The sequence below is a fragment of the Bradyrhizobium sp. UFLA05-108 genome (assembly GCF_059803455.1).
Map to the genome: position 1 here is coordinate 1 of NZ_JBANAZ010000113.1, position 19,826 is coordinate 19,826.

At 59.8% G+C, this 19,826-nt stretch carries 21 protein-coding genes and 4 pseudogenes; 14 read left to right on the forward strand and 11 right to left on the reverse strand.

What is annotated here, in order from left to right; genetic code table 11:
- The first annotated feature begins 775 nt into the window (after nucleotides 1-775).
- Complete coding sequence (locus SO140_RS43310; RefSeq protein ID WP_474804850.1) at nucleotides 776-904, forward strand: hypothetical protein; 129 nt, start codon at nucleotides 776-778, stop codon at nucleotides 902-904.
- Between the two features lie 79 nt (nucleotides 905-983).
- Nucleotides 984-1,427 (forward strand): CBS domain-containing protein, encoded by a 444-nt coding sequence (locus SO140_RS43315; protein WP_474804852.1) that lies wholly within the window; start codon nucleotides 984-986, stop codon nucleotides 1,425-1,427.
- A 157-nt stretch (nucleotides 1,428-1,584) separates the two neighbouring features.
- Here SO140_RS43315 and SO140_RS43320 read toward each other — a convergent pair whose 3' ends face one another.
- Nucleotides 1,585-1,776: a hypothetical protein gene (locus tag SO140_RS43320; RefSeq protein ID WP_474804854.1), complete on the reverse strand. Its 192-nt coding sequence runs from the start codon at nucleotides 1,774-1,776 to the stop codon at nucleotides 1,585-1,587.
- 285 nt (nucleotides 1,777-2,061) lie between these two features.
- Between SO140_RS43320 and SO140_RS43325 the strand changes: the two genes are divergently transcribed.
- Nucleotides 2,062-2,319: a transposase gene (locus tag SO140_RS43325; RefSeq protein WP_474804855.1), complete on the forward strand. Its 258-nt coding sequence runs from the start codon at nucleotides 2,062-2,064 to the stop codon at nucleotides 2,317-2,319.
- Nucleotides 2,320-2,672: 353 nt separating this feature from the next.
- On the opposite strand, the gene SO140_RS43330 is transcribed toward SO140_RS43325, so the two are convergent.
- Nucleotides 2,673-3,500, reverse strand: coding sequence for a DUF3987 domain-containing protein (locus SO140_RS43330; RefSeq protein WP_498544064.1), 828 nt, complete (start codon nucleotides 3,498-3,500; stop codon nucleotides 2,673-2,675).
- Nucleotides 3,501-3,557: 57 nt separating this feature from the next.
- Here SO140_RS43330 and SO140_RS43335 point away from each other — a divergent pair, with 57 nt between their 5' ends.
- Nucleotides 3,558-3,848: a hypothetical protein gene (locus SO140_RS43335; RefSeq protein ID WP_498542072.1), complete on the forward strand. Its 291-nt coding sequence runs from the start codon at nucleotides 3,558-3,560 to the stop codon at nucleotides 3,846-3,848.
- A gap of 791 nt (nucleotides 3,849-4,639) precedes the next feature.
- Here the strand turns inward: SO140_RS43335 and SO140_RS43340 are convergent.
- Nucleotides 4,640-4,813, reverse strand: a complete 174-nt coding sequence (locus tag SO140_RS43340) for a hypothetical protein (RefSeq protein ID WP_474804861.1) — start codon at nucleotides 4,811-4,813, stop codon at nucleotides 4,640-4,642.
- A gap of 169 nt (nucleotides 4,814-4,982) precedes the next feature.
- Here SO140_RS43340 and SO140_RS43345 point away from each other — a divergent pair, with 169 nt between their 5' ends.
- The 3 genes from SO140_RS43345 (at nucleotide 4,983) to SO140_RS43355 (ending at nucleotide 6,374) form a co-directional block, all read left to right on the forward strand.
- A complete protein-coding gene (locus SO140_RS43345; RefSeq protein WP_498542071.1) occupies nucleotides 4,983-5,270 on the forward strand; it encodes a hypothetical protein in 288 nt (95 codons plus the stop codon).
- A gap of 27 nt (nucleotides 5,271-5,297) precedes the next feature.
- Nucleotides 5,298-6,020: a DUF72 domain-containing protein gene (locus SO140_RS43350; protein ID WP_498542070.1), complete on the forward strand. Its 723-nt coding sequence runs from the start codon at nucleotides 5,298-5,300 to the stop codon at nucleotides 6,018-6,020.
- A 168-nt stretch (nucleotides 6,021-6,188) separates the two neighbouring features.
- Entirely contained in the window at nucleotides 6,189-6,374 is a 186-nt protein-coding gene (locus SO140_RS43355) for a hypothetical protein (RefSeq protein WP_498542069.1), read from the forward strand.
- 143 nt (nucleotides 6,375-6,517) lie between these two features.
- On the opposite strand, the gene SO140_RS43360 is transcribed toward SO140_RS43355, so the two are convergent.
- Nucleotides 6,518-7,696 (reverse strand): YihY/virulence factor BrkB family protein, encoded by a 1,179-nt coding sequence (locus SO140_RS43360; RefSeq protein WP_498544065.1) that lies wholly within the window; start codon nucleotides 7,694-7,696, stop codon nucleotides 6,518-6,520.
- Nucleotides 7,697-7,889: 193 nt separating this feature from the next.
- On the opposite strand from SO140_RS43360, the gene SO140_RS43365 reads away from it, so the two are divergent.
- Complete coding sequence (locus tag SO140_RS43365; protein ID WP_498544066.1) at nucleotides 7,890-8,060, forward strand: hypothetical protein; 171 nt, start codon at nucleotides 7,890-7,892, stop codon at nucleotides 8,058-8,060.
- A gap of 15 nt (nucleotides 8,061-8,075) precedes the next feature.
- On the opposite strand, the gene SO140_RS43370 is transcribed toward SO140_RS43365, so the two are convergent.
- The 3 genes and pseudogenes from SO140_RS43370 to SO140_RS43380 form a co-directional block, all read right to left on the reverse strand.
- The gene (locus SO140_RS43370; RefSeq protein ID WP_498544067.1) at nucleotides 8,076-8,966 is read right to left on the reverse strand and encodes an SDR family oxidoreductase; all 891 of its coding nucleotides are present in this window, start codon (nucleotides 8,964-8,966) and stop codon (nucleotides 8,076-8,078) included.
- Nucleotides 8,967-9,123: 157 nt separating this feature from the next.
- Entirely contained in the window at nucleotides 9,124-10,911 is a 1,788-nt protein-coding gene (locus SO140_RS43375) for a thiamine pyrophosphate-requiring protein (RefSeq protein WP_498544068.1), read from the reverse strand.
- Between the two features lie 106 nt (nucleotides 10,912-11,017).
- Nucleotides 11,018-12,068: pseudogene (locus tag SO140_RS43380) on the reverse strand (flavodoxin family protein).
- A gap of 542 nt (nucleotides 12,069-12,610) precedes the next feature.
- Here SO140_RS43380 and SO140_RS43385 point away from each other — a divergent pair.
- Nucleotides 12,611-12,781: a DUF2934 domain-containing protein gene (locus SO140_RS43385; protein ID WP_474804755.1), complete on the forward strand. Its 171-nt coding sequence runs from the start codon at nucleotides 12,611-12,613 to the stop codon at nucleotides 12,779-12,781.
- A 360-nt stretch (nucleotides 12,782-13,141) separates the two neighbouring features.
- On the opposite strand, the pseudogene SO140_RS43390 reads toward SO140_RS43385, so the two are convergent.
- Nucleotides 13,142-13,347, reverse strand: a pseudogene (locus tag SO140_RS43390) (hypothetical protein).
- A complete protein-coding gene (locus SO140_RS43395) occupies nucleotides 13,341-13,544 on the reverse strand; it encodes a carbohydrate porin (protein ID WP_474804752.1) in 204 nt (67 codons plus the stop codon). The pseudogene SO140_RS43390 and the gene SO140_RS43395 overlap by 7 nt, the downstream one beginning before the upstream one ends.
- Here SO140_RS43395 and SO140_RS43400 point away from each other — a divergent pair.
- The 3 genes from SO140_RS43400 to SO140_RS43410 all read left to right on the forward strand — a co-directional run bounded on the left by SO140_RS43400 (nucleotide 13,461) and on the right by SO140_RS43410 (nucleotide 14,747).
- Nucleotides 13,461-14,165, forward strand: a complete 705-nt coding sequence (locus SO140_RS43400) for a hypothetical protein (RefSeq protein WP_474804760.1) — start codon at nucleotides 13,461-13,463, stop codon at nucleotides 14,163-14,165. The genes SO140_RS43395 and SO140_RS43400 overlap by 84 nt on opposite strands.
- Nucleotides 14,166-14,198: 33 nt before the next feature.
- Nucleotides 14,199-14,435: a KGG domain-containing protein gene (locus SO140_RS43405; RefSeq protein WP_498544069.1), complete on the forward strand. Its 237-nt coding sequence runs from the start codon at nucleotides 14,199-14,201 to the stop codon at nucleotides 14,433-14,435.
- A gap of 75 nt (nucleotides 14,436-14,510) precedes the next feature.
- On the forward strand, nucleotides 14,511-14,747 hold the full coding sequence (locus tag SO140_RS43410; RefSeq protein ID WP_474804746.1) for a hypothetical protein: 237 nt from the start codon (nucleotides 14,511-14,513) through the stop codon (nucleotides 14,745-14,747).
- A 237-nt stretch (nucleotides 14,748-14,984) separates the two neighbouring features.
- On the opposite strand, the gene SO140_RS43415 is transcribed toward SO140_RS43410, so the two are convergent.
- Complete coding sequence (locus SO140_RS43415) at nucleotides 14,985-15,593, reverse strand: cysteine hydrolase family protein (RefSeq protein ID WP_474804743.1); 609 nt, start codon at nucleotides 15,591-15,593, stop codon at nucleotides 14,985-14,987.
- Nucleotides 15,594-15,595: 2 nt separating this feature from the next.
- Nucleotides 15,596-15,961, reverse strand: coding sequence for a phosphatase PAP2 family protein (locus SO140_RS43420; RefSeq protein ID WP_474804740.1), 366 nt, complete (start codon nucleotides 15,959-15,961; stop codon nucleotides 15,596-15,598).
- A gap of 605 nt (nucleotides 15,962-16,566) precedes the next feature.
- Between SO140_RS43420 and SO140_RS43425 the strand changes: the two are divergent.
- Both SO140_RS43425 and SO140_RS43430 read left to right on the forward strand, forming a co-directional pair.
- Nucleotides 16,567-17,856: pseudogene (locus SO140_RS43425) on the forward strand (NRAMP family divalent metal transporter).
- A 912-nt stretch (nucleotides 17,857-18,768) separates the two neighbouring features.
- A pseudogene (locus SO140_RS43430) lies at nucleotides 18,769-19,393 on the forward strand (LabA-like NYN domain-containing protein).
- The last annotated feature ends 433 nt before the right edge of the window (nucleotides 19,394-19,826 follow it).

Consider the following 19,826-nt stretch of genomic DNA (forward strand, 5'->3'; position numbering starts at 1 on the left):
GCAATCCGACTGCGCATCGCTTTCTCGACATGCTGGGCAACGTCACGTTTCTTGAGCGCCCCTTTCACCCGACGACCTTGGTCAGCCTCGCGCGTTCTGGTCCTTGTACCGCGGTTTAGAATGGGCCCGCCGTCTCGGAGCTTCGCCGCCGATGCGCATGACTGCATCATGGTTGCGACCCTCTCGGGTCGGCCGAATACAAGTTCGTGGCGCGCGATCTGCGCGCACGATGGCGAGCTCCCCCCGGTATCGTCTCAGCTGCCAACCCGACCGCGCAAGTCTGCCGCTGTGCTCGCGGCCGTCAAGGGCAAGTCGCTCCGCGATGGCCTTCGGCCATCCTTGACCGCCGCTCCGCGCAGCAGCCTAGCAAAAAGCAGGTCGGGACGAGGAGATGTCGCAGCCCGGCCGAACAAGGAGATGGCCAATAACGAACAGCCTTGACACCAGTCGCCCCATACAAGTCCAGTGGCCCTTCACGTCATCTGCGCAAGACCGGTCGCTATCGGGACCGAAGCGGACATCGATTGGTAGCGAGCACTGCCCGGCTCAGTCGCGGATGACCGCCCCGAGCAGACCTCTCATGGACGCAAATCCATTTTGGGGCATATGTGATCAGGGCTGTCAGCACCGGCGACGGAGGCAGAAACGTTGCGGGCGTTGTCGCCGAACCGCTTGATTACTTCCATTTCGCCGAGGCGTCTGACTGGGGTTTACGGGTTGGTGTTACAGCCCGATGCCGAAACAAAGACCTGCTGCCTCGGTGAGGGAAATAGACGTGGCACATCCATCGAAACGAAAGGGCAGCGGCTTCGACCTGGAAGTGGTGAAGGTGCTGCAGGCGATGTCGCCGGCGAAGCCTGTGACCGATCCCGACAGCGGGATTTTCACCGCCTCGATGGCGTAGCCCGGCGCGGTGCTGACAAGGTAAGATATTTCGACTAACCTTCAAGGCGGGCAGGAACAGAGCCCATGACAGGAGATCGATGAGCACTGTAAAAAACGCTCTGGCCCAGAAGAGTGGCGCCACGATCCATGTTCGTTCCGGCGACATGGTCGTCGAAGCCTTGCGCAAGATGCGCGACAACCGGGTCCGGTCGGTGCTGGTCATCGACGACGACGTGCTGGTCGGTATCGTGACCCAGGGTGACTGCGCCATCAAAGTGCTGCTGCCCGGGCTCGACGCAAAGCAGACGCCGGTGGGCCAAGTGATGACGGGCAACCCGGTGACGGTCAAGCCGGACGATCGGCTGGAAGGCTGCATGGCAATGATGGCTGCGCGCGGTTTTCGCCATCTGCCAGTGCTAGACGCGGGCAAGGTTGTGGGCATGATCTCGATCGGAGACGTCGTTAAGAACATCATCCGGGATTTGGAGCACAACGTGGACGACCTGATGGGCTACATCATGAAAGACGGCCCCGGGGGCTGACAGACGAACCGCGGTGCCGTCCCCCCGTGGTACCTTGGTCGCTCCGATCCCGACTGACTGCCCCGGGGGCACCCACCACTTCAACGACAGCTGACCACCGCCAGAGCCGCCCTGCGAATGCGCATGGCGGTCAGGCCATCCATCATCGACGCGCTACTCAACCTTTGAAGAGTTCTGCAAAGAGTTCGCAAGGTGGCAGCGGACGATTGAGCGTGATCACGATCTTCTCGATCGTATTCCAGTCCGGTCCCCTTTCTACTATCTCATCCAGGTCCTCCAGCTCCTCGAACGCTATTGTTTCTTGTTTACCGCCCAAATAGCTTATCTCTGCCATCCAGCGGTCGGGCACTGACGTCCCCCATTGTCGCTTTAGCCCTGGGGGACATTGCCGGGTCTCCGATCGCTTGTCTTGGTCATATCATGCACCACAGCGAGATCGCGGCTAGAAGCGCATGTCCGCCGCACGATCAATCATTATAAGCGCTCGTTTTTGGACGAGGCTCATTCGCATAAGCATGCTTTTTCCGCAAAGTTTTCCCTCCCCCTCCCTCGGCCAAAGAGCTTGGTCAGATCTTTGAACCTCCTCCGAATTGATGGACACCTGTAGTAGGCTCGAAGAGCCAGGAGGTGTCGGATGGAAGGACGTCAACGTCGGTCGTTTACGGATGACTACAAGCGGCAAGCGGTTGATCTCGTAGCGTCGAGCGGGCGCTCGATCGGATCTGTTGCCAGGGAGCTTGGCCTGCGCGATTCCGTGCTGCGGCGGTGGGTGGAGCAGCGAGGGGGCCGGCTGGAGCCGACGGCGGCGACGCGGCGCCCCACAAGGCGCAGCGCGGCCCGCCCGTGCGGCTACAGGAAACCCTTCCATAGCTGCACTGCGCTCGTTACGTGACGCGCGTCGATCGCCTGTGGCTCGGCACCGCCGCTCCATGCCCATTCGAGGAAGCACAGCGTGCCAGACAGGCGCAACACATGTGCCGTTCACTTGCACCAGTATTCGCGGTCGCGTCCTTCGAGTAATTGCCTTTCCTTATGCGCGAATTGCGCAAACTGCGCGAATTCATGTCTAGCATCCGACGTTAATGGCACGCTGCGCGGTGCGAATGCTTCCTCATCGCCGGCCTGAAGGCTCGCCAACCGGTTGTGTACACTCTTCTGATAGGGTCCGGTCGATACGTCTCCTGCCTGAGCGCAAGCGCCAGTTCGCCAAGCCACCGCTGCGTCCCGCATTGATGATCTCGGGATCTACCTCGTCGGCATCGTCGATCGGTTCGCGGAATGGCGCTTCGCGTGGCCACGCATACAGGAAGCGGCTGTAGATGCCGTCGGAATCACCAGCAAACTTCGCGCAAGCAAATCCGGCTGAAAACCACCCACGACGCCGATGAGAAGGTGACGCAACATCACCGGCGGGCGACCAAGGCGTTCGACGATGAAGCTGTTGCCATCCCATGCCTCAAGCCAGAACGCGCGATCCGAACCGCCGCTGTAGCGCTCCAGGTTCATAAACAGCCGAGCCAGCTCGTCGGCCACATGGGTCACACCGCGCGGTCGCGCCTCAAGCAGCGGCGCCAACCTCTCGATCGTGCAGTCGGAGACGTAGAGGCGCGGAACGACGAACGGGCGCACCTCCTGCGCCTCAGCGGGCTTGACCGGCGGCTGACCGGCATCGACGGCGTCGGCAACCTCCTCCTTCCATTTCTTAAGCGCCGCCTTGGCACGCTCCGCGCGGGTTTCGTGCGCCAGCTGGCGCGTATTGTTCTCTTCTTGCCGCCCGCGCTCCACCACCAAGAGCGCCCGCTTGACGACATCGAGCGAGGGCGTCTTGCCCGACCCCGACACGCCGACGAGGCAGGTCCAGCACGTCATCGGCTGCTGCCACGCGCGGGTGGCCTGCACCCGGCGTGCGACGCCAATCAGACCCGAGGCGATGCCGATTAGCGGCAACACGATGTGTCCAACGGTCACGCCTGCACCGTTCGCCGCGTCCAGCATCCAGCGTTGCACACTTTGCGGAAATGCATCGATCGGCAGATCCGGCAGTTCGCCCCGGCGGTTGTCCAGGATCGACATATCCGGGTCGTCCCACTCGCCGGTGGACCGAATGGGGTGCAGGTGCTCCTTCTGCTGTTGCTGCTCGCCGCGCGATCGAGACGGGCCAGAAAATCCTCACCAGCTCCGCACCTCCTACGCGAGGCCTCTATCGATCTGGTCAATCATCTTCACGATCAGCTCGCGATGGTCCCGAAGGGTCTGCAGGCTGTCTTCGAAGGACTTGAGCGTCCGCTCCGCAAGTTGGGTGTCGTGGCCGTCTCGCCGCAGTTTATCGAGCTCGATCATCTGATCCGTGATGGCTCGCTCAGCGTTGGCAATGTGCGTATCTGCCTGCGCGAGCCGCCGCACTTCACGGTGCCATGCTGAAGTTTCTTCAACTGGTGGGCGCGAAGCGTGCTGCTTTCAGGAATGCAAAGAGCATGGCTGGATGAAAGATGCACCGACCCGCATGCGCATAAAAGGGCGCGCCGCCTGGCACGCGAGGAGCCGGCCGTCCGCCTATCACCCGAACGGGCGGCCTTGGCAATAGACGACATGCTACTCACCTCGATCGGCGATACCTGTCCGGAGTGCTCACTGCATTAGGGCAAGCCTCGTCCGCCGGCCGGACGCTCAGAATCCGATGGTGACCTGCCTGCGAGACGAATCAGTTGAGCATTGCGGCGCCTTCGGACGAACGGGCGATCGGCGGAGAGTTCATGGAATCTGCTTGATGAATGCCAGGCCGCTAACGGAGAGCCGTTCTTCACTGGTCTCCCTTTGGGCAACGAGTTCTTCCAGATCTGTCTCAAGCGCGGGCAGCTTTCGTTCGAACTTTGGCGGGTAGGCCCATCATCTCGCAAGTATCTCGAATACGGCGGATCGGCTTCTCAAAAACATCTTTCTCGGATTCTGCCATCCGTCTTTTTTGGGAGTTACTCCTATGTGAGCCAATACAGCTTCCGGACCTGACGTCATCAGACTTTCGGCCTAGTTCGATCAGGCCGAGCGGACGGCAAAGTTCCTCGCGGCGCCGACAGTCATCGGATGCATCGCACCAGCATAAAAAAAGCCCCAGCCGGGGGAAGCTGGGGCCTACGCAGAGAAGTCTCGCCGGGATCATAAAGCGAGAACCGAGCGATTAACCGACTTTCGAGTTGCTCGTTCCCAAAAAACTTTCAAAGACGCGCGGAGTCGATCACTGCCTGCCAGATACGCTGAGCGTCTACATCTTCGTGCTGCTTCAAAATCGCGTTTGCAGGTTCTCGCACTTCTGATGCAATACGAGTCGTCTCACGCGACTCGATCCAGCGTTGCGAGATCGGATCGTACCATTTTGCCAGACTGATCACGTGAGCGGCTCCTTTAAGGGCTTGCCCTCCTGGAGAAATAAACGCTCCGTCCGCGCAGAGCGTTCCAGGCCGCGGCAGCGGCCGCGCCCGCAGTTTGGAAAGCTGATACCCTACCTCGGAACAATCATACTGATTTGTCCGTTCTTTAAAGACTTAACGGAGGATCGTTATGGCACGTGCAGCATGGAAGCAACCCAACTCGCCGATCGGAAAGAAAAGACCGCGCAAAGCCAATCCCGCTTACAAGCGTCGTTCGCGTCAGCCATGGTCGAGCGCCGATCTGCGCAAGTTGAAGCAGCTTGCCAGCGGTAACACCCCGACCGGGGTGATGAGTATCAAGCTTCAGCGACCGGTTGCGGCCATTCGCAGTAAGGCACAGCGCGAGGGGATTTCGCTGAAGCCGGTGAACCGGTCTCCGTACAATCGGCGCAAGGCGGCCAAGCGACGCAGATCGTGAGCTTCATAGAAGCGATCATCTTCCGATATGGCCCGCGTTCTCATCGGCACATCCGGCTGGCACTATCAGTCCTGGCGCGGGCCGTTCTTCCCTGATGGTTTGCCGGTCAAAGACCAGCTTCGCTATTATTCCGATCAATTCGAGACAACTGAGCTTAACGGTGTCTTCTATCGAACGCCTACTCATGCCGCCGTTGAGGCTTGGCGAGAGCAAACCGGTCGGGATTTCGTATTCGCGTGGAAAGCATCGAAGTTTATCACACACTGGAAGCGTCTCTCCGATCGATCCGTAAATAGCCTCGCACTTTTGGAAGATCGCCTTTCACGGCTCGGCGGCAAGGCCGGACCGATCCTGTTTCAGCTTCCCCCGCAATTTGAGGCCAACGCCGATCGTCTCGCTTCCTTCTTCAAGCTTTTATCGAGGAAGCGCCACTACAGTTTCGAGTTTCGTCATCCGAGCTGGTACGTACCGCGGATACTTCGGATGCTGCGGGACGAGAATATCGCGCTCTGTCTTTCCGACCATCATGATGCGCCCTCACCCTGGACGCGGACGGCGGATTTCGTTTATGTGCGAGGTCATGGGCCAAGTGGCCGCTATCACGGTCACTACCGCCAGGCGGCACTCTCGCAATGGGCAAAGCGGATAGAATCCTGGAAGCGGCAAGGATGTGACGTTTACGTCTACTTTGACAACGACCAGAAGAGCGCGGCACCGGCGGATGCGAAGAAGCTCAAGTCGATGGTTTAGACAGCGCTGCGCCATGTGTGGGAGGTGACATTCTCGCTTGAGGTTCCGCATTTGACGGAGCGCCAACGCCATTTTGAATCCCCAATTCTTCTCCCGAGCGGGAGCAAAGTCGCGGCTGCCGCATTGGTCTCGTACAAGATTTCCAGGACAAACAAGAGGGATTGAACAATGAGCGTCAAAGGCAAAGTCAAGGAAGGTGCCGGCTACATCAAAGAGGAGATGAACGAGCACGGCAAATCCGCCGAGAGCCAACAGAAGGCCCAGGAAGGCCGCGATCTGCGCAACGAAGGCCGGGTCGAAGACGGCAAGGCGCCGAAGACGACCAAGCCCGGTACAGGCCATCCCGAAAAGTAACGACCGCGAAGCTGTCCCGCCCGCGCGGGATGGCTTCATTGTCTGCTTCGGCACTGGACAAGTAAACGATATCCCGCGCAACGGCGCGGGATTTTTCTTATCAGCATTTGGCCGAACTTCACATCGTCCCGCCGCCTATCTAGCTAGGCTTCCCCCTTAGCCGCTCCCACCGTGTCGGCCATCCTGGCGCCGCGAGCGCCAAGAGGTTTGGGAGAACCGGTTGTGGTATCGCGCGCTGTTTGATGCTCCATTTCCGCATTGAGTTCGGCGCCCAACAAAATCACGATCGCCGAGATCCAAAGCCAGGTCATGAAGCCGATCGCGGCACCGAGCGAGCCGTAGGTCGCGTTGAACGTCCCAAAGTTTGCCGCATACCAGGAAAACAGCGCAGAAGCGCCGAGCCAGAGAAGGGTGGCGGCAGCACCGCCCCATGTGATCCATCGCCAACGCGGCGCCTCGCGGCTCGGCCCGAAGCGATAGATGCATGAAATCGCCAGCATGAGTGCCACGAAAAGGACCGGCCACCGCGCAATCCGGATGAGAAGGTCGACGAGGCTCGAGAGATAGAGATAGTTGAGAATAACTGGCACTGCGACGACGGCAGCAAGCGCACTCAGTACAAAGGCGATGCCGGCCACCGTGAAGGCGAGTGAGATGGCGTTCAATTCGAACAAACCTCTTTTTTCTTTTTCGCCGTATACGATGTTCAGCGTATCGAAAAGAGATTTCATTGCCGCATTCGCGCTCCAGAGCGAGATCACCAGTCCGACGAGAAAGGTCAATCCCAGGCTCCGATCTCCCTTGGTTGCCACACGCATAAGCTGTTCGCGTGCGACATCGATGGCGCCGCCCGGCACGAAGCTCGAGATTTCGTCGAGATGCTTCGCGATACTGCTGGGATCGCTGAAAATTCCGTAGATGGCGACAAGGGCGGCGAGCGCCGGGAAGATCGCAAGGATGCTGTAGTAGGTCATGCCGGCGGCGAGTGCCAGGACGCGGTGATCGCCGATATTGGCATAGACTCGCAGGAAGACGTCCTTCCATCCTTTCGCCGGTATTTCCGTCGGTGACGTCGCATGTCGCCCGCGATCCTCGACTTCGGTGGCGAGGCCGGCGGCCGACGCATCCCGCTTCGTTTCGGATGTCGGCGGCAAGCCTTGGGGCGTGCGCGCATCGTCAGACTTGCGCGCCTCTTCGGTCCGAGCCGGCTCGAGGCGATCAATCAGAAAAGCTGCCGCCATCAATCCAAGTGCCGACGCGATGCTCCACCCATCAAGGCTGGCCCGCCGATTTGGCCCGCTCGGCCCGCTCTCACGATTCATGACTCCTCCACTTCCATAATTGTCGCCGGTGACAGGCGGTTCCTTACGAGGCGCGCAAGATGATAGAGACCGGCGCTCCGGTCAGTTGGCGGCGACTCCAGCTTCGGAGAGCTGGACCTCCGCAGGCAACTTCGGCATGATCGAACCGCCGTCTAGGCATCAAGCAACGACCGAGGTCCCTGCGAGACCAAACGTGACCACTGTCATCAAGAATCTGACTGACCGAAAACGCAAGCTGCTCGCACAGCTCGCGGGCGAACTAAGCACCGAAGAACGCGAGCATGTCGAGCGACAGGTTGAACAAATCAATATCGCACTGGATTTCCTGGACAGGCCGTCCAGTAACGCGGTGCCGGCCAAATAGCGCTCCTTGCTCGTCCTATGGCTGTCCTGATCCGCCCGACGAGCCATAAACCTGACCCGTCGCATAGCTGGCGTCGCCGGCCGCGAGTTGAACATAGATCGAAGCGAGTTCGGCTGGTTGGCCGGGACGGGTTAGCGGCGTCTGCCCGCCAAACTTCTCAAGCTTCTCCATCGAAGCGCCGCCGGAGACCTGGAGCGGTGTCCAGATCGGCCCGGGCGCGACGGCATTGACACGGATACCCTTGGGGCCGAGCTGCTTCGCGAGTGACTTCACATAATTCATTGTCGCCGCCTTGGTCTGCGCATAGTCATACAGGTCCGGCGAAGGGTCGTAAGCCTGCTCGGAAGCCGTGCCAATGATGCACGCACCGGCTTTCAGGTGAGGCAGCGCGGCCTTGATGATCCAGAAGGGCGCATAGATGTTGGTCTTCATGGTTGCATCGAAATCCTCGGATGAAACGTCGAGGATGGACTCGCGCGCTTGCTGACGGGCCGCGTTGGAAACGATAATGTCGAGGCCGCCAAGCTCGCGAATGGCCTGTTCGACAAGTTTCTTGCAAAAGGCTTCCTCACGCAGATCCCCGGGGATTGCGACGCCAGTCCGACCCGCCTTCTTGACCAGCGCGATGACCTCCTGCGCATCCGGCTCCTCGGTCGGGAAATAATTGATGGCGACATCAGCACCCTCGCGCGCATAGGCTATGGCTGCCGCGCGGCCCATGCCGGAATCGCCGCCGGTGACGAGCGCCTTGCGGCCCAACAACCGGCCCGAGCCCTTGTAGCTTGCCTCTCCGTGATCCGGAGGTGGCTCCATCTTGCCGGCCAGTCCTGGCCAAGGCTGGGACTGCCGCTTGAAGGGAGGCTTCGGATAGCGGCTGGTCGGATCAATGAGGTCTTGCTCGGCCATGGCTCTTTTCCTTTGGCAATCGGTGAGGGCAGCGAGGCGGCCACCATTATGGCGCCGGCCGCGCTGCGTGAGAGCGGTTGTCTTGTCTTCACAAAAGCTCTCGAACGCATCAGGCCCTCAACGCGGGCGCTACGGCAATGTTGCTGTTCCCGCGGTACTACTTCCTGTCGGGCATTAGGGATCCGAGCACTTGCCGGGCGGCCCCCTTGATCGCGCCCTCCTCGTCCGGATCACCCTTGAGCAGGGCCTTTGTGAAGTTCTTCGCCTGCTGCAGGGTGATATGCGGCGGCAAAGGGGGCACTTCGGGATCGGTCTTGACTTCCAACACAACCGGCACCTCGCTCGCCAGAGCCTGATCCCAGGCCGAGCCCAAAAGCTCCGGACTGTCGACGTAAATCCCGCGCAACCCAATCAGTTCGGCGAAACGCGAGTAGGAGACGTTCGGAATGCGCTGCGATGCCTCGAACTTGGGATCGCCATTGATGATTCGCTGCTCCCACGTCACTTGATTAAGATCCTCATTATTGAAGACGCAGACGATCCAGCGGCGGTCCCGCCAGTCGCGCCAGTATTTTGCGACGGTGATCAACTCGGCCATGTTGTTCATCTGCATGGCGCCGTCGCCGACCAGCGCGATGACAGGACGATCGGGGTGTGCATATTTTGCGGCGATCGCATAGGGTACGGCTGCGCCCAGCGAGGCCAAACCGCCCGACAGCGAGGCTTTCATGCCGGCGCGCATTTTGAGATCCCGGGCGAACCAGTTGGCGCAGGAGCCTGAATCGCTGGTGATGATGGCATGGTCGGGTAGACGTGGCGACAACTCCCAAGTCACGCGCTGCGGATTAACTGGTTCGGCGGATTGCTTTGCACGTTCCTCTAACGTCTTCCACCAGGCGCGAACATTCGCCTCGATGGACTTGCGCCATCCCGTATCCACTTTCTGCGTGAGGCGTGGCAGCAAGGCCCGAAGGGTCGCCCCCGCGTCGCCCACAAGTGCCACTTCCATGGGAAAACGAATCGAAAGCATGCTCGCATCGATGTCGATCTGCACGCCACGTGCGTTGCCTTCTTCCGGAAGGAATTCCGCATAAGGAAATCCGGAACCGATCATCAGGAGCGTGTCGCACTCCAGCATCATCTTGTAGCTGGGCTCTGTACCCAATAAGCCGATCGCACCCGTCACCCAGGGGAGATCATCGGGCAAGGCTGCCTTGCCGAGCAGCGCCTTGGCGCAACCGGCGCCGAGGCGATCCGCAACGGCAATCACTTCGTCGCTTGCGCCCAATGCCCCGGCGCCGATCAGGATCGCGACCTTGGCGCCAGCGTTGAGAATCTCGGCTGCATGATCGAGGTCTGCCTCGTGCGGGGTAATGCTGGGCGGCGCGTAGCCGATGCCCGAGCGCAGCGTTCCGGGCGCGCGCGGCGGATCGACATAGCTTTCTTCCTGAAGATCGTTCGGCAGCACAATCGCCGTCACGGTCCTACGCGCAAGTGCAATGCGCGCGGCGCGATCGATCAAATGGCGGACTTGCGCGGGCGATGAGGCCTGCTCGACATAGGCGCCCGCCACATCCTTGAACATCGAGACGAGATCGAGCTCCTGCTGATAATGGCCGCCAAGCGCATCGCGCGCCTGCTGTCCCACGATCGCGAGCACCGGCTGATGATCGAGAAGCGCATCGTAAAGACCGGTGATCAGATGTGAGGCGCCGGGCCCGGAGGTCGCAATACAAACGCCGAGCTCGCCAGAAAACTTCGCGTAGGCGGTGGCCATGAAGGCAGCCATTTCTTCATGACGTGCCTGCACAAAATTGATCTTGCCTTCCGCGCGATTGAGCGCGCCGAACACGCCGTTGATGCCGTCGCCTGGATAGCCGAAGATATGGCGTACGCCCCATTGTGTCACGCGCTCAACGATGAAGTCGGATACGGTCGGAGACATCGGGATCGGGCTCCCAACTGGATTTGACGAGAAAGGAAGAACCGAAGCGCTTTCGCATAGTTCCTAGCGAGGAAACAAACACTACCGCTGCTCGACCAGGACAGGGCTATTTGGACCGGGGATCCCGAAGAGCTTTGGCGGGGTCGTCCAAGCGGTCGGCGCGGGCGAGTTGAACGGCTGAGCCCAGAGCGCGGGCGACGTTCAACACTTCCTCCTGGAAGGCTTCATCTGCATCGAAATCATCATGGGAGGAGGCATAGGGCTTCATATAGCCGATATAACCGTCCAATTCGGCCGCGCGCCCCGCCGAGATCAGCTCCATGTCGGTCAGCCAATCCGCGAGCGTCCGCCGCAGCGTCTCGGCCCCCACGCTATCGCCATGCACGGCGATGCCGAAAATGACGTCCCTTCAGGTGACGCGGGTAAGGCCATCCTTTTAACTCAAGCGCTTTTGCTTCCTGCGCGGTCTTGCCATGGGTGGAGGTCGGGTCTGGATTGCCGCCATCCGCGCAGACGAGCCGGTCGATCATGGCCTTGAGACCTGTCGGCGCGTGATACCAATTGACCGGTGTCACGATCATGATGCCGTGGGCCACGACCCAGAGCGGATAGATCTCGTTCATCCAGTCATCAGTCTGTCCGAGCGAATAGTTTGGGTAGCAACTGCATGGCCAATGGCACAAAGCCATGGAGGTTGAAACGCAGGATTTGCAGGGGTGAATCTGCCGGCCATATTCGGATGTGAGGCGCGAAAGATCGAGGATATCGACATCGAAGCCCATTTCATGAAAACGGGGTTCGACGAGCTTCACCATGCGCCAGCTCTTCGACATTTCACCGGGGCAGCTATGTTCGCTGCGCGACGAACCGTTGATAAGAAGAATGCGCGGCCTCAGCAGGGGATCATCATGGCGGCTTTGCGCCGCCTCGATCGCTCGCTTTGCATTGATCCAATCAATGGCGAGATTGTAATCCGGATCGGCATAGCCGGGGCCCGCCTTTTGGGTGTGTGGTGCCTTGCGCGAATGGCAGTAGCTGTCCCAGGCCGCGTCAATCAGTGCCGCAATCTCTTTCTGAAGCGGATCGAACGCCGGATCGTTAAGACGCGCGCGATAGCGCTTCTCGAATGTTTTCCGATCAAGCCGCGTAGGCGGCATTCCCTTACGAACATCAATCGGCAAAATGGACCTCCTCCTGCAACAAATGCCCGAGAAGGCGCCGGTTCCAGACGTGGGGCCGCGAGAGGATGTCGAGGACATCCACATGCAGCGAATACCCAGCGCATTTACGTCGCCTGGGAACGATTTTCACGGGAAAACCAAGGAGATACGCGTCGCTGACTGAAGCCGTCAACCGACCAGAAGCCGATGCAACTGTTCCCGGTTTTAAAACGTTAAGAGCCGTCGCCAGACACCGTTGGTCGGCGCCAGGCAAGCCGCTCAAGAATGCGAGCGTGTTCGGCCTTCGCACAACGCTCAAATTCTAGAGTCCCGTTGACTTATGCAAGCCGCGTAGGCCAGGGGATACCTGCGCGCCAATCGATTGATGGCCTTGGCAGCGCGACCGGGGCCGTGCCATCCCAAAAACGTCAACTCCTTGTTTTCGAGCGCATTGCAGCCCGGCACGGGGCCAGCGCGCGCTTTGGAACCGCACTTTGGACAATCGCGTTCTTCTGCATCATCCAAGAGCGGGGAAACACATGGCAAATCCAGCCGAGGAAGAGATCCGTCAGCGCGCCCACCAACTATGGGAGCTGGCCGGCAGCCCGCAGGGCCGCGAGCAAGAGTTTTGGTATGAGGCCGAACGCGAGCTGATAGCCAAGGAGGGCGGCACCAATCCGGATGAAAAGTCCGAGACGTTCATAGAGTAACTCGACCGCCGCAGCTTCACGCGTGCCCGTATCCGTCCTCCGATTGAATGAAGCCGATCAAAAACCTCTCGCTTGCCTTAGCGGTTGCAAGGTTCACGGTTCAGGGGGCATTCGGCGTCCTTACGTAACGTTTCGAGCTGAGAGTGATAGTCTTTCAGCGGGGGCAGCTCAGACGATGAAAGCCATTGGTTGATGTGGGACGCCGTCTCGATCTGTCTGAGTTTTTTTGGACTGGCGGCTGGCTGCCACGAGTTGTTGGACCTCTGTAGTTGCGTGCGATCCCGGATAAGCTGCGTCGACCTTTGCATTAAGCCGGGCATTCTCGCGAGCAGCCTTTCAGCAGACACGCCGAAGACATGCTCAGCCCTCCTGCGGAGGTTGTAGTCCAGGGGATCGCAGCCACTCGCTCATATGGGAGCCAGTTTCGGCTTGGCGCGCCTTGCGTAGCATTTCGTCGTGCGTGGCGCCCGGCGGCAGGAGCGTGCTTGTTCACGCAGCCGCTTCGCCTCAGCCGCTAGGCGCGCTTCCAGACTTTCTGTGTTCTTCAACCGGCGCCGCGTCAGCATGATCTCCTCTCCTGTCCGTCCGGCGAAGGCGCTTTCTTGTGTCTCGTCGGCAGGACCTTGATGCCACTGACAACGAAGTAGTTCTGCAAATTCTCGCGGGACAGGCCACCGCCATGGATCTGAAACATATTGGCATGGAAGGTCAGTTTATCGATGCCAATGAGTTTTTGCAGATCAAGGTCAATGGCGAGGTTCAAGCGCCCTTCATAGACCGCACCTTGCTTCAGGCCTCCCGAGACATTCCCAAGCACTTCGCCGATATAGGTCGCCGCAAACTTGACCCCGTATTTTTCGAGCGGATTTGGAAGAAGGCCGAGCGTCCTCTCCTCGACCGTGCTTTCGCCCGTGTCGGGATCGGCCGGCTTGTCTTCGTCCGTCTTCTTGTCCTCCTGAGCGGCGGCCTCTGCGGCGGCGAAGAGGCTCGCCGCAAGGATGACACGGCCGAGATAGTGTCGGGTGCGGCTCGCTTAACGCCATCGGATGTTGGAAGGCTGATAGGGACATGCCGTGAGGCGCATTGCAAGCGAACTCTGATGCCAAGGCGCTTTGTTCACTTTTGCACAGTGCTCGAAGGGTTCCGAGGACAGGACGCACAGCTTCACTTATGGACAGACCTTGTCGGCGCATCGTCCAGCAGCGCCAATGCTTGTCCACCGATCATGATCTTTGACCAACTGCGTAACCGCGCATACCTACGGCGCGTGGTGTATCCGAATGACTATCTCGGCAGGCCGTCGACGTCTTCGGTTCGCTCTTCTGCAAACCTACGCCGTTCGGATAATGCAAGGCTAGGAACGCTCGTGAGTTATCTTGATTAGACGATTGAGGCTGGGCAACAAGGAGTAACATCGATGGCAAACGAACAACGAGGCGGCTCCGGCAACTTCGCAAACGATCCCCAGCGCGCGTCCGAAGCGGGCAAGAAGGGTGGCGAACAGAGCCACGGGCAGAGCCACAGCCAGGGACAGCATTCGCAAACCGGCGGCGGCCAGGGTCAGCAGGGCGGCGGCGCCAGCAGCAATCCCGGCAACTTCGCCAACGACCGCGGGCAGGCGAGCGATGCCGGCAAGAAGGGCGGCCAATCCTGACAAGCAATGGTCGGGCCGCGCATGGCATGGTCCGGCCCAAAATCATCTGACCTATACGGAAGCGCCTCGGTGCGAATGACTTACAATACTCAGATGTCGGCGGCTACCGATCTCGCCCGTGCCTCGCGCTATCGTCTGCTAGCACTGGCCGAGCCCGATCGCACAAAAGCGGCGATCCTCAACCGCATAGCGGATGAAGCCGAACGCGGCCTCCTTTGCATTGGTCACACGCCCCATCGTCGGATCATCTCGTTGGTGCAGGAGACGCTCGAACAGTCCAAGCGACCGTTCTCGATGCAAAGCGACCTGTAAAAGAAAAGGGCCAACGTTTTCGTTTCTCGTGGCACGAGAGCGCCGCCGGTCTTTAAAAGGTCCCCCTCCCGCATCCTGCTTCAGCCTGGATGACTTATCATGCAAAAAGATAGGCCGCTGCCCAGATGCAGCGGCCTGTGTCACCGGCTCCCTCACGAAGCAAACCGTTCCTTGCTCGCCTCTTGGGAGATTGAATCACGCGAGCTTTAGATTGACGCGCTATCCAGCCGATCGTTCCTAATCGCCGATCGCCCAATTTTCGAGAATGCCTTCGACGGATGCGACTTCGATCTGAAGGCTGAAGCGCTTGGTGTATAAATCGAGCAGGGCGTCATGGCTCTCATCAGAGGAGCTGCAAAGCGCATCCTGAGCCAGAATGACCCGATAGCCGTAGTCGACCGCGGCAAGAACCGTGGCCAACACGCAAACATCGGTTTCGCCGCCAGACACGATAAGGGTATCGACGTGATGCCGATCGAGATACGCTTGGAGTCGGCCGTTGCGAAACGCGCAGTAAGTCTGCCGGTCGATGATGGCTGCAGGCGGCACATAATGCGCCAAGCGCGGAACGAGCTCGAGCAAGGCGGGATCGACCTTATCTCGCGTGACGCAATCCCATTTCTCGTAATAGGCTTTCCAGACGCCACGAGCTTCTTCCTTGCTTTTGACTGGAATGAAGCGGGTAAAAATCGAGCGTTGCGGGCCATGCGCGGCGAGCGCCGTCACTTGGGGCAGAACACGTTCCAGCCAGGGCGTCGACCATGGCTTGCCCGGCTCGAACAGACGCTGCATGTCAATGCAGAGATGGACGGCTTGCTTGCCGATTGGCGCGAGCAACTCCCCCATGATTATCGCTCCTTCGTGAGACGCCCGAAACCCGTCAGAAAACGCATAAGGCGCTCAAGGATGGCGCCCATGGCAAGGCCCGCAATCACATCGCTCACCCAATGCGCAAGCAACACAACGAGTGTCCCAACCAGCAGGGCGCCGATTGCCCAGGCAAGGTTTCGCTTGGCCGGAGGCAGCTCGGTCGCGGCGGATGCGAGGGCCCCTACATGCACCGCGTGACCTGAGGGAAACGCATCGAGAGCGCGGCCGGACAGCGGAACGCCGTGCAGGTGGCCCTGCACGGTACGGCGATCGGGCCGCACCTGATCGAACCGCCGTTTTAAAAGATGGGGAAGCAGGACGGCGCCGAGCGTCGTCAGAAGCACATGGTTGCTCGCGGCACGTTGCTCCGGCGGCCTTGCCCAGCAGTAGAACCACCAACTGATGGCTAACGCTGTCAGCACGTGACCATCAGCTCCCCAGGTCAGAAGTGACGAGGCCGTTTTCGGCGCCCGCCTTGTATTGTGTGCGATTATGCGCGCGATTGCGATGTCGGCTTTCGTGGGGTGAATTCGTACACTCATCGATGGTCTCACAGCTCGTCGAACGGCCGCTACCGCGCTGCGAAGGATACGATCGGAAAATGCAGCGCTCACCCTTCCTCTAATCAAGCCGATCGCCGGACGTTCCCTCCCATGGAACGGCATCATTGATTCTGCGTTTAGAAACAAGACAACCAGTCTGAGGAGGAGATCATGGGTTTCGGACGAGGTGCACTTCTGTGGCTTCTTGGCATACCGCTGCCGATCATTCTGCTACTTGCCATCTTCTGGCATCACTAGCGAAGCGGATCCCGTTGCCAAGCTTAATCCTGTCCCGCGCCTTGCAAGGCGCGGGACTTTTTAGTCGTCGCTTACGAGCGAGCGCGAGATCCTGATTGCTTTCGAATGCTGCAAAGAGAGATCTCTCGTATCCCGGGGACGAGGAGTTTATGGCTAGGGACGGCGAAAAGACGTCTGTGAAAAAGGATAGCTTCCCGAGAAGTCTTGGTCCGGGGCTTATTACCGGTGCATCGGATGACGATCCCTCCGGCATCGGCACCTATAGCCAGACCGGTGCACAGCTTGGCTTCGGCATCGGGTGGACGATGCTTCTCAGCTATCCTGATGGTGGCCATTCAGGAGATATCCGGACGCATTGGGCGCATCACCGGCCATGGCATTGCGGGCAATGTGTGCCGCAACTATCCCGGCTGGGTCATCTGGTTTCTTGTCGGGCTACTGTTTGTTGCCAATACGATTAATGTAGCCGCCGATCTTGGTGCCATGGGTGATGCCGCACGTCTCGTCATGGGTGGTCCGGCGGCGCTCTATGTCGCGGCATTTGCCGCGATCTCGGTACTGGCTCAGATTTTCATGAACTACGAGCGCTATGTTTCCGTGCTCAAATGGCTGACGCTTGTTCTCTTTGCTTACGTCATTGCGCTGGCCGTCGTCAAAGTCCCCTGGCGAGAGGCAATTGCTGGTCTCGTAATCCCGAAAATCGAATGGAGCGGCACCTTTCTGACGACGCTGGTCGCCATTCTCGGCACGACCATCTCGCCCTATCTCTTTATCTGGCAATCGTCGCAAGAAGCCGAAGAGCAGCGCATCGATCCAAAGAAAAAGCCGCTGAAGGAGGACGCGCGCACGCAGGATCGCGAACTCTGGCGCATTCGGATCGACACGATGGTCGGCATGGCGTTCTCGAACATCATAGCAATCGCGATCATCATCACTACCGCAGCCACGCTTCATCAGCAGGGCATCACCGACGTCCAGTCGTCCGCCCAAGCCGCCGCCGCTTTGAAGCCGATCGCCGGCCCCTTTGCCGAGCTCATCTTTGCGCTTGGAATTATTGGTACGGTTTGTTGGCAATCCCGGTGCTGGCTAGATCAACCGCCTATGCAATTGGCGAAGGCCGCAAATGGCCGGTTGGACTCGCTCGCAAGCCCAAACGGGCCGTTGCCTTTTACAGCGTTCTGGCTTTCTCCGTGGGACTTGGCGTCGCGCTCAATTTTACGCCGATAGACCCGATCAAGGCACTGTATTGGAGCGCCGTGATCAACGGCGTCTTGGCAGCACCCGTCATGGCGATGCTGATGCTGCCGGTGCGAAAGCCTGAAGTCATGGGCGACCTGGTTGTACGCGGTTGGCTCTATTGGCTCGGATGGGCATCGACTGTCGCCATGGCACTTTGCATCGTCGGTATGGCGGTCAGCATGCTGTTGCCGGGTTCCTAGGGAGGAAATGTGGACTACGCGTTGCGTTTTTTGACGGGAATGGCTGTCGCCGGCCCAGCGTGAGCAGCTCGGCAGGAAGGGCTACTTCGAGGTGATCGGGAGCGACAGTGGCATCCGATACAGAATCCACGCTGGGGCCTCGGTTAACGTGTGCGAGATCGACGAGCGAGGTCGCCGACAGGTGGGCTATGTTTCATGCCGATCGGGGCTCTGCCGATCGGAGATGTCATGCTCGCCCAGAAGATCGCCCTGGAAACATCCGAGGGCGAGGTGCGCAGTGTGGCCCGGAGGTTCGCGCCAAACGGTTTCCATTTCAGGCAAGTACGGCCGCTCGGCTAAGCACCCTTGCCTAGAGCGCAGCTGAACCACTGTGGGCGGTGGCGGCTCGGTGGCTTGGCAGCCGCGTCCGGATCTTTGCTACCTTCGGCGCCGGCGCTAGTCGGCCCCTCTGCGGCTTCGACGTGCAGGGCCCTTGGCGCGGCGGCCCGGCGCGGTCGATCCATGGGCCGAGGCGACCAACATCAGAAACAGCGCGCGATGGGCTTGGTACCTGGCGGCGGCTCTGCTGCCTTCCGATCCATGCATGAGCTGTCGGCCATCGATCGTGCGTAGATACCACCTGCACGTCCGACGGTGTCGTCTCAGATGGATCTCGAAGAGCGGCAGGTCGGGCATCGCTTCTTTCGGCTCCGTACTTCGGTCTCCTTACTGCGCGTTCAAGAGTTCATGAAAAAGGTTTTGAAAGCTCAAATAATCGAAGATAGCCTCTCATTGTCAAAACTAGGACGGCAATCTCGTAAGAGGGGCGGAGTGAACGGCGTCAAGGCCGCGCCAACTTCGAATTCGGACAGATAAATGGGGCGCCTGCGGAAGCGTATTTTCCGCATTTAAGGCAAGTCGGGTCTTGTCAGGATGTCGGCCGCGCCAAGCAGGATCGCCCTTTTCATCGACGGCGCCAATCTGTACGCCACGGCGAAGACGCTTGGCTTCGACATCGATTACAAGCGCATCCTGAAGGAGTTTCAGGACCGGGGCACGCTACTCCGCGGATTCTACTACACGGCAGTCATCGAGGACCAGGAGTCCTCCTCGATCCGACCTCTGGTCGATTGGCTCGGCTACAACGGCTATACCGTCGTGACCAAGGCGACGAAGGAATTTATCGATTGTTCGGGGCGCCGCAAGATAAAGGCCAACATGAACATCGAGCTCGCGGTCGACGCCATGGAGCTTGCCGGAAAGATCGACGAGATGGTGTTCGGGCGATGGCGACTTCCGCTCTCTGGTAGCGGCGGTGCAACGCCGCGGCGTCCGGGTCACGGTGGTCTCGACGACTGGCACGCAGCCACCGATGATCGCCGATGAGCTGCGCCGTCAGGCCGACGTGTTCACCGATTTGTTGGAGCTGCAAGCCAAAGTCGGCCGGGACCCGTCCGAGCGCCAAGCCGCACGTGAGCGCAGCGATCCGCGTCGACGGTACGCGCAGCGGCCCATCCCGCCTCGACCGCGCGGCCAGACCAACGAGGTCGAACCTTGAGTTCGCGCGCCCAGTTTCAGTCCTGTGGATTTCGAAGTCGGAATCCGGCAGCCAGTCGCGATGGTGCCTCCGACGGCGAGGCATTTCAGGACGATTTCATATCACCGGCCCAAGGCCGCAGGCTCTGCTTGCGGCCTCTCCCCGTTTCTGCTCGCGCCCAGACGACGGCTGCCGAGCTTTGTGGCAGACCACACCAACATGCCTTGTCATCACCGAATCCACTGACTCGCATCTCTCCGGAGCAAGCGGTTGCAGAGGTGTGCTGGAGTCGATCGGAACGCCTGTGGGGAGCGCCCCTACGGATGATACGAGCAAGTGGGCTCGGACGGCCCTAGCTACGTCGCCCTCGGTGTTAGTTTCTGATCGCCGTCTTCCCCGAAACGCTCCGACCTGGTCCCGATGGGAAGCGTGAGATGCATGTTGCAGACTACGC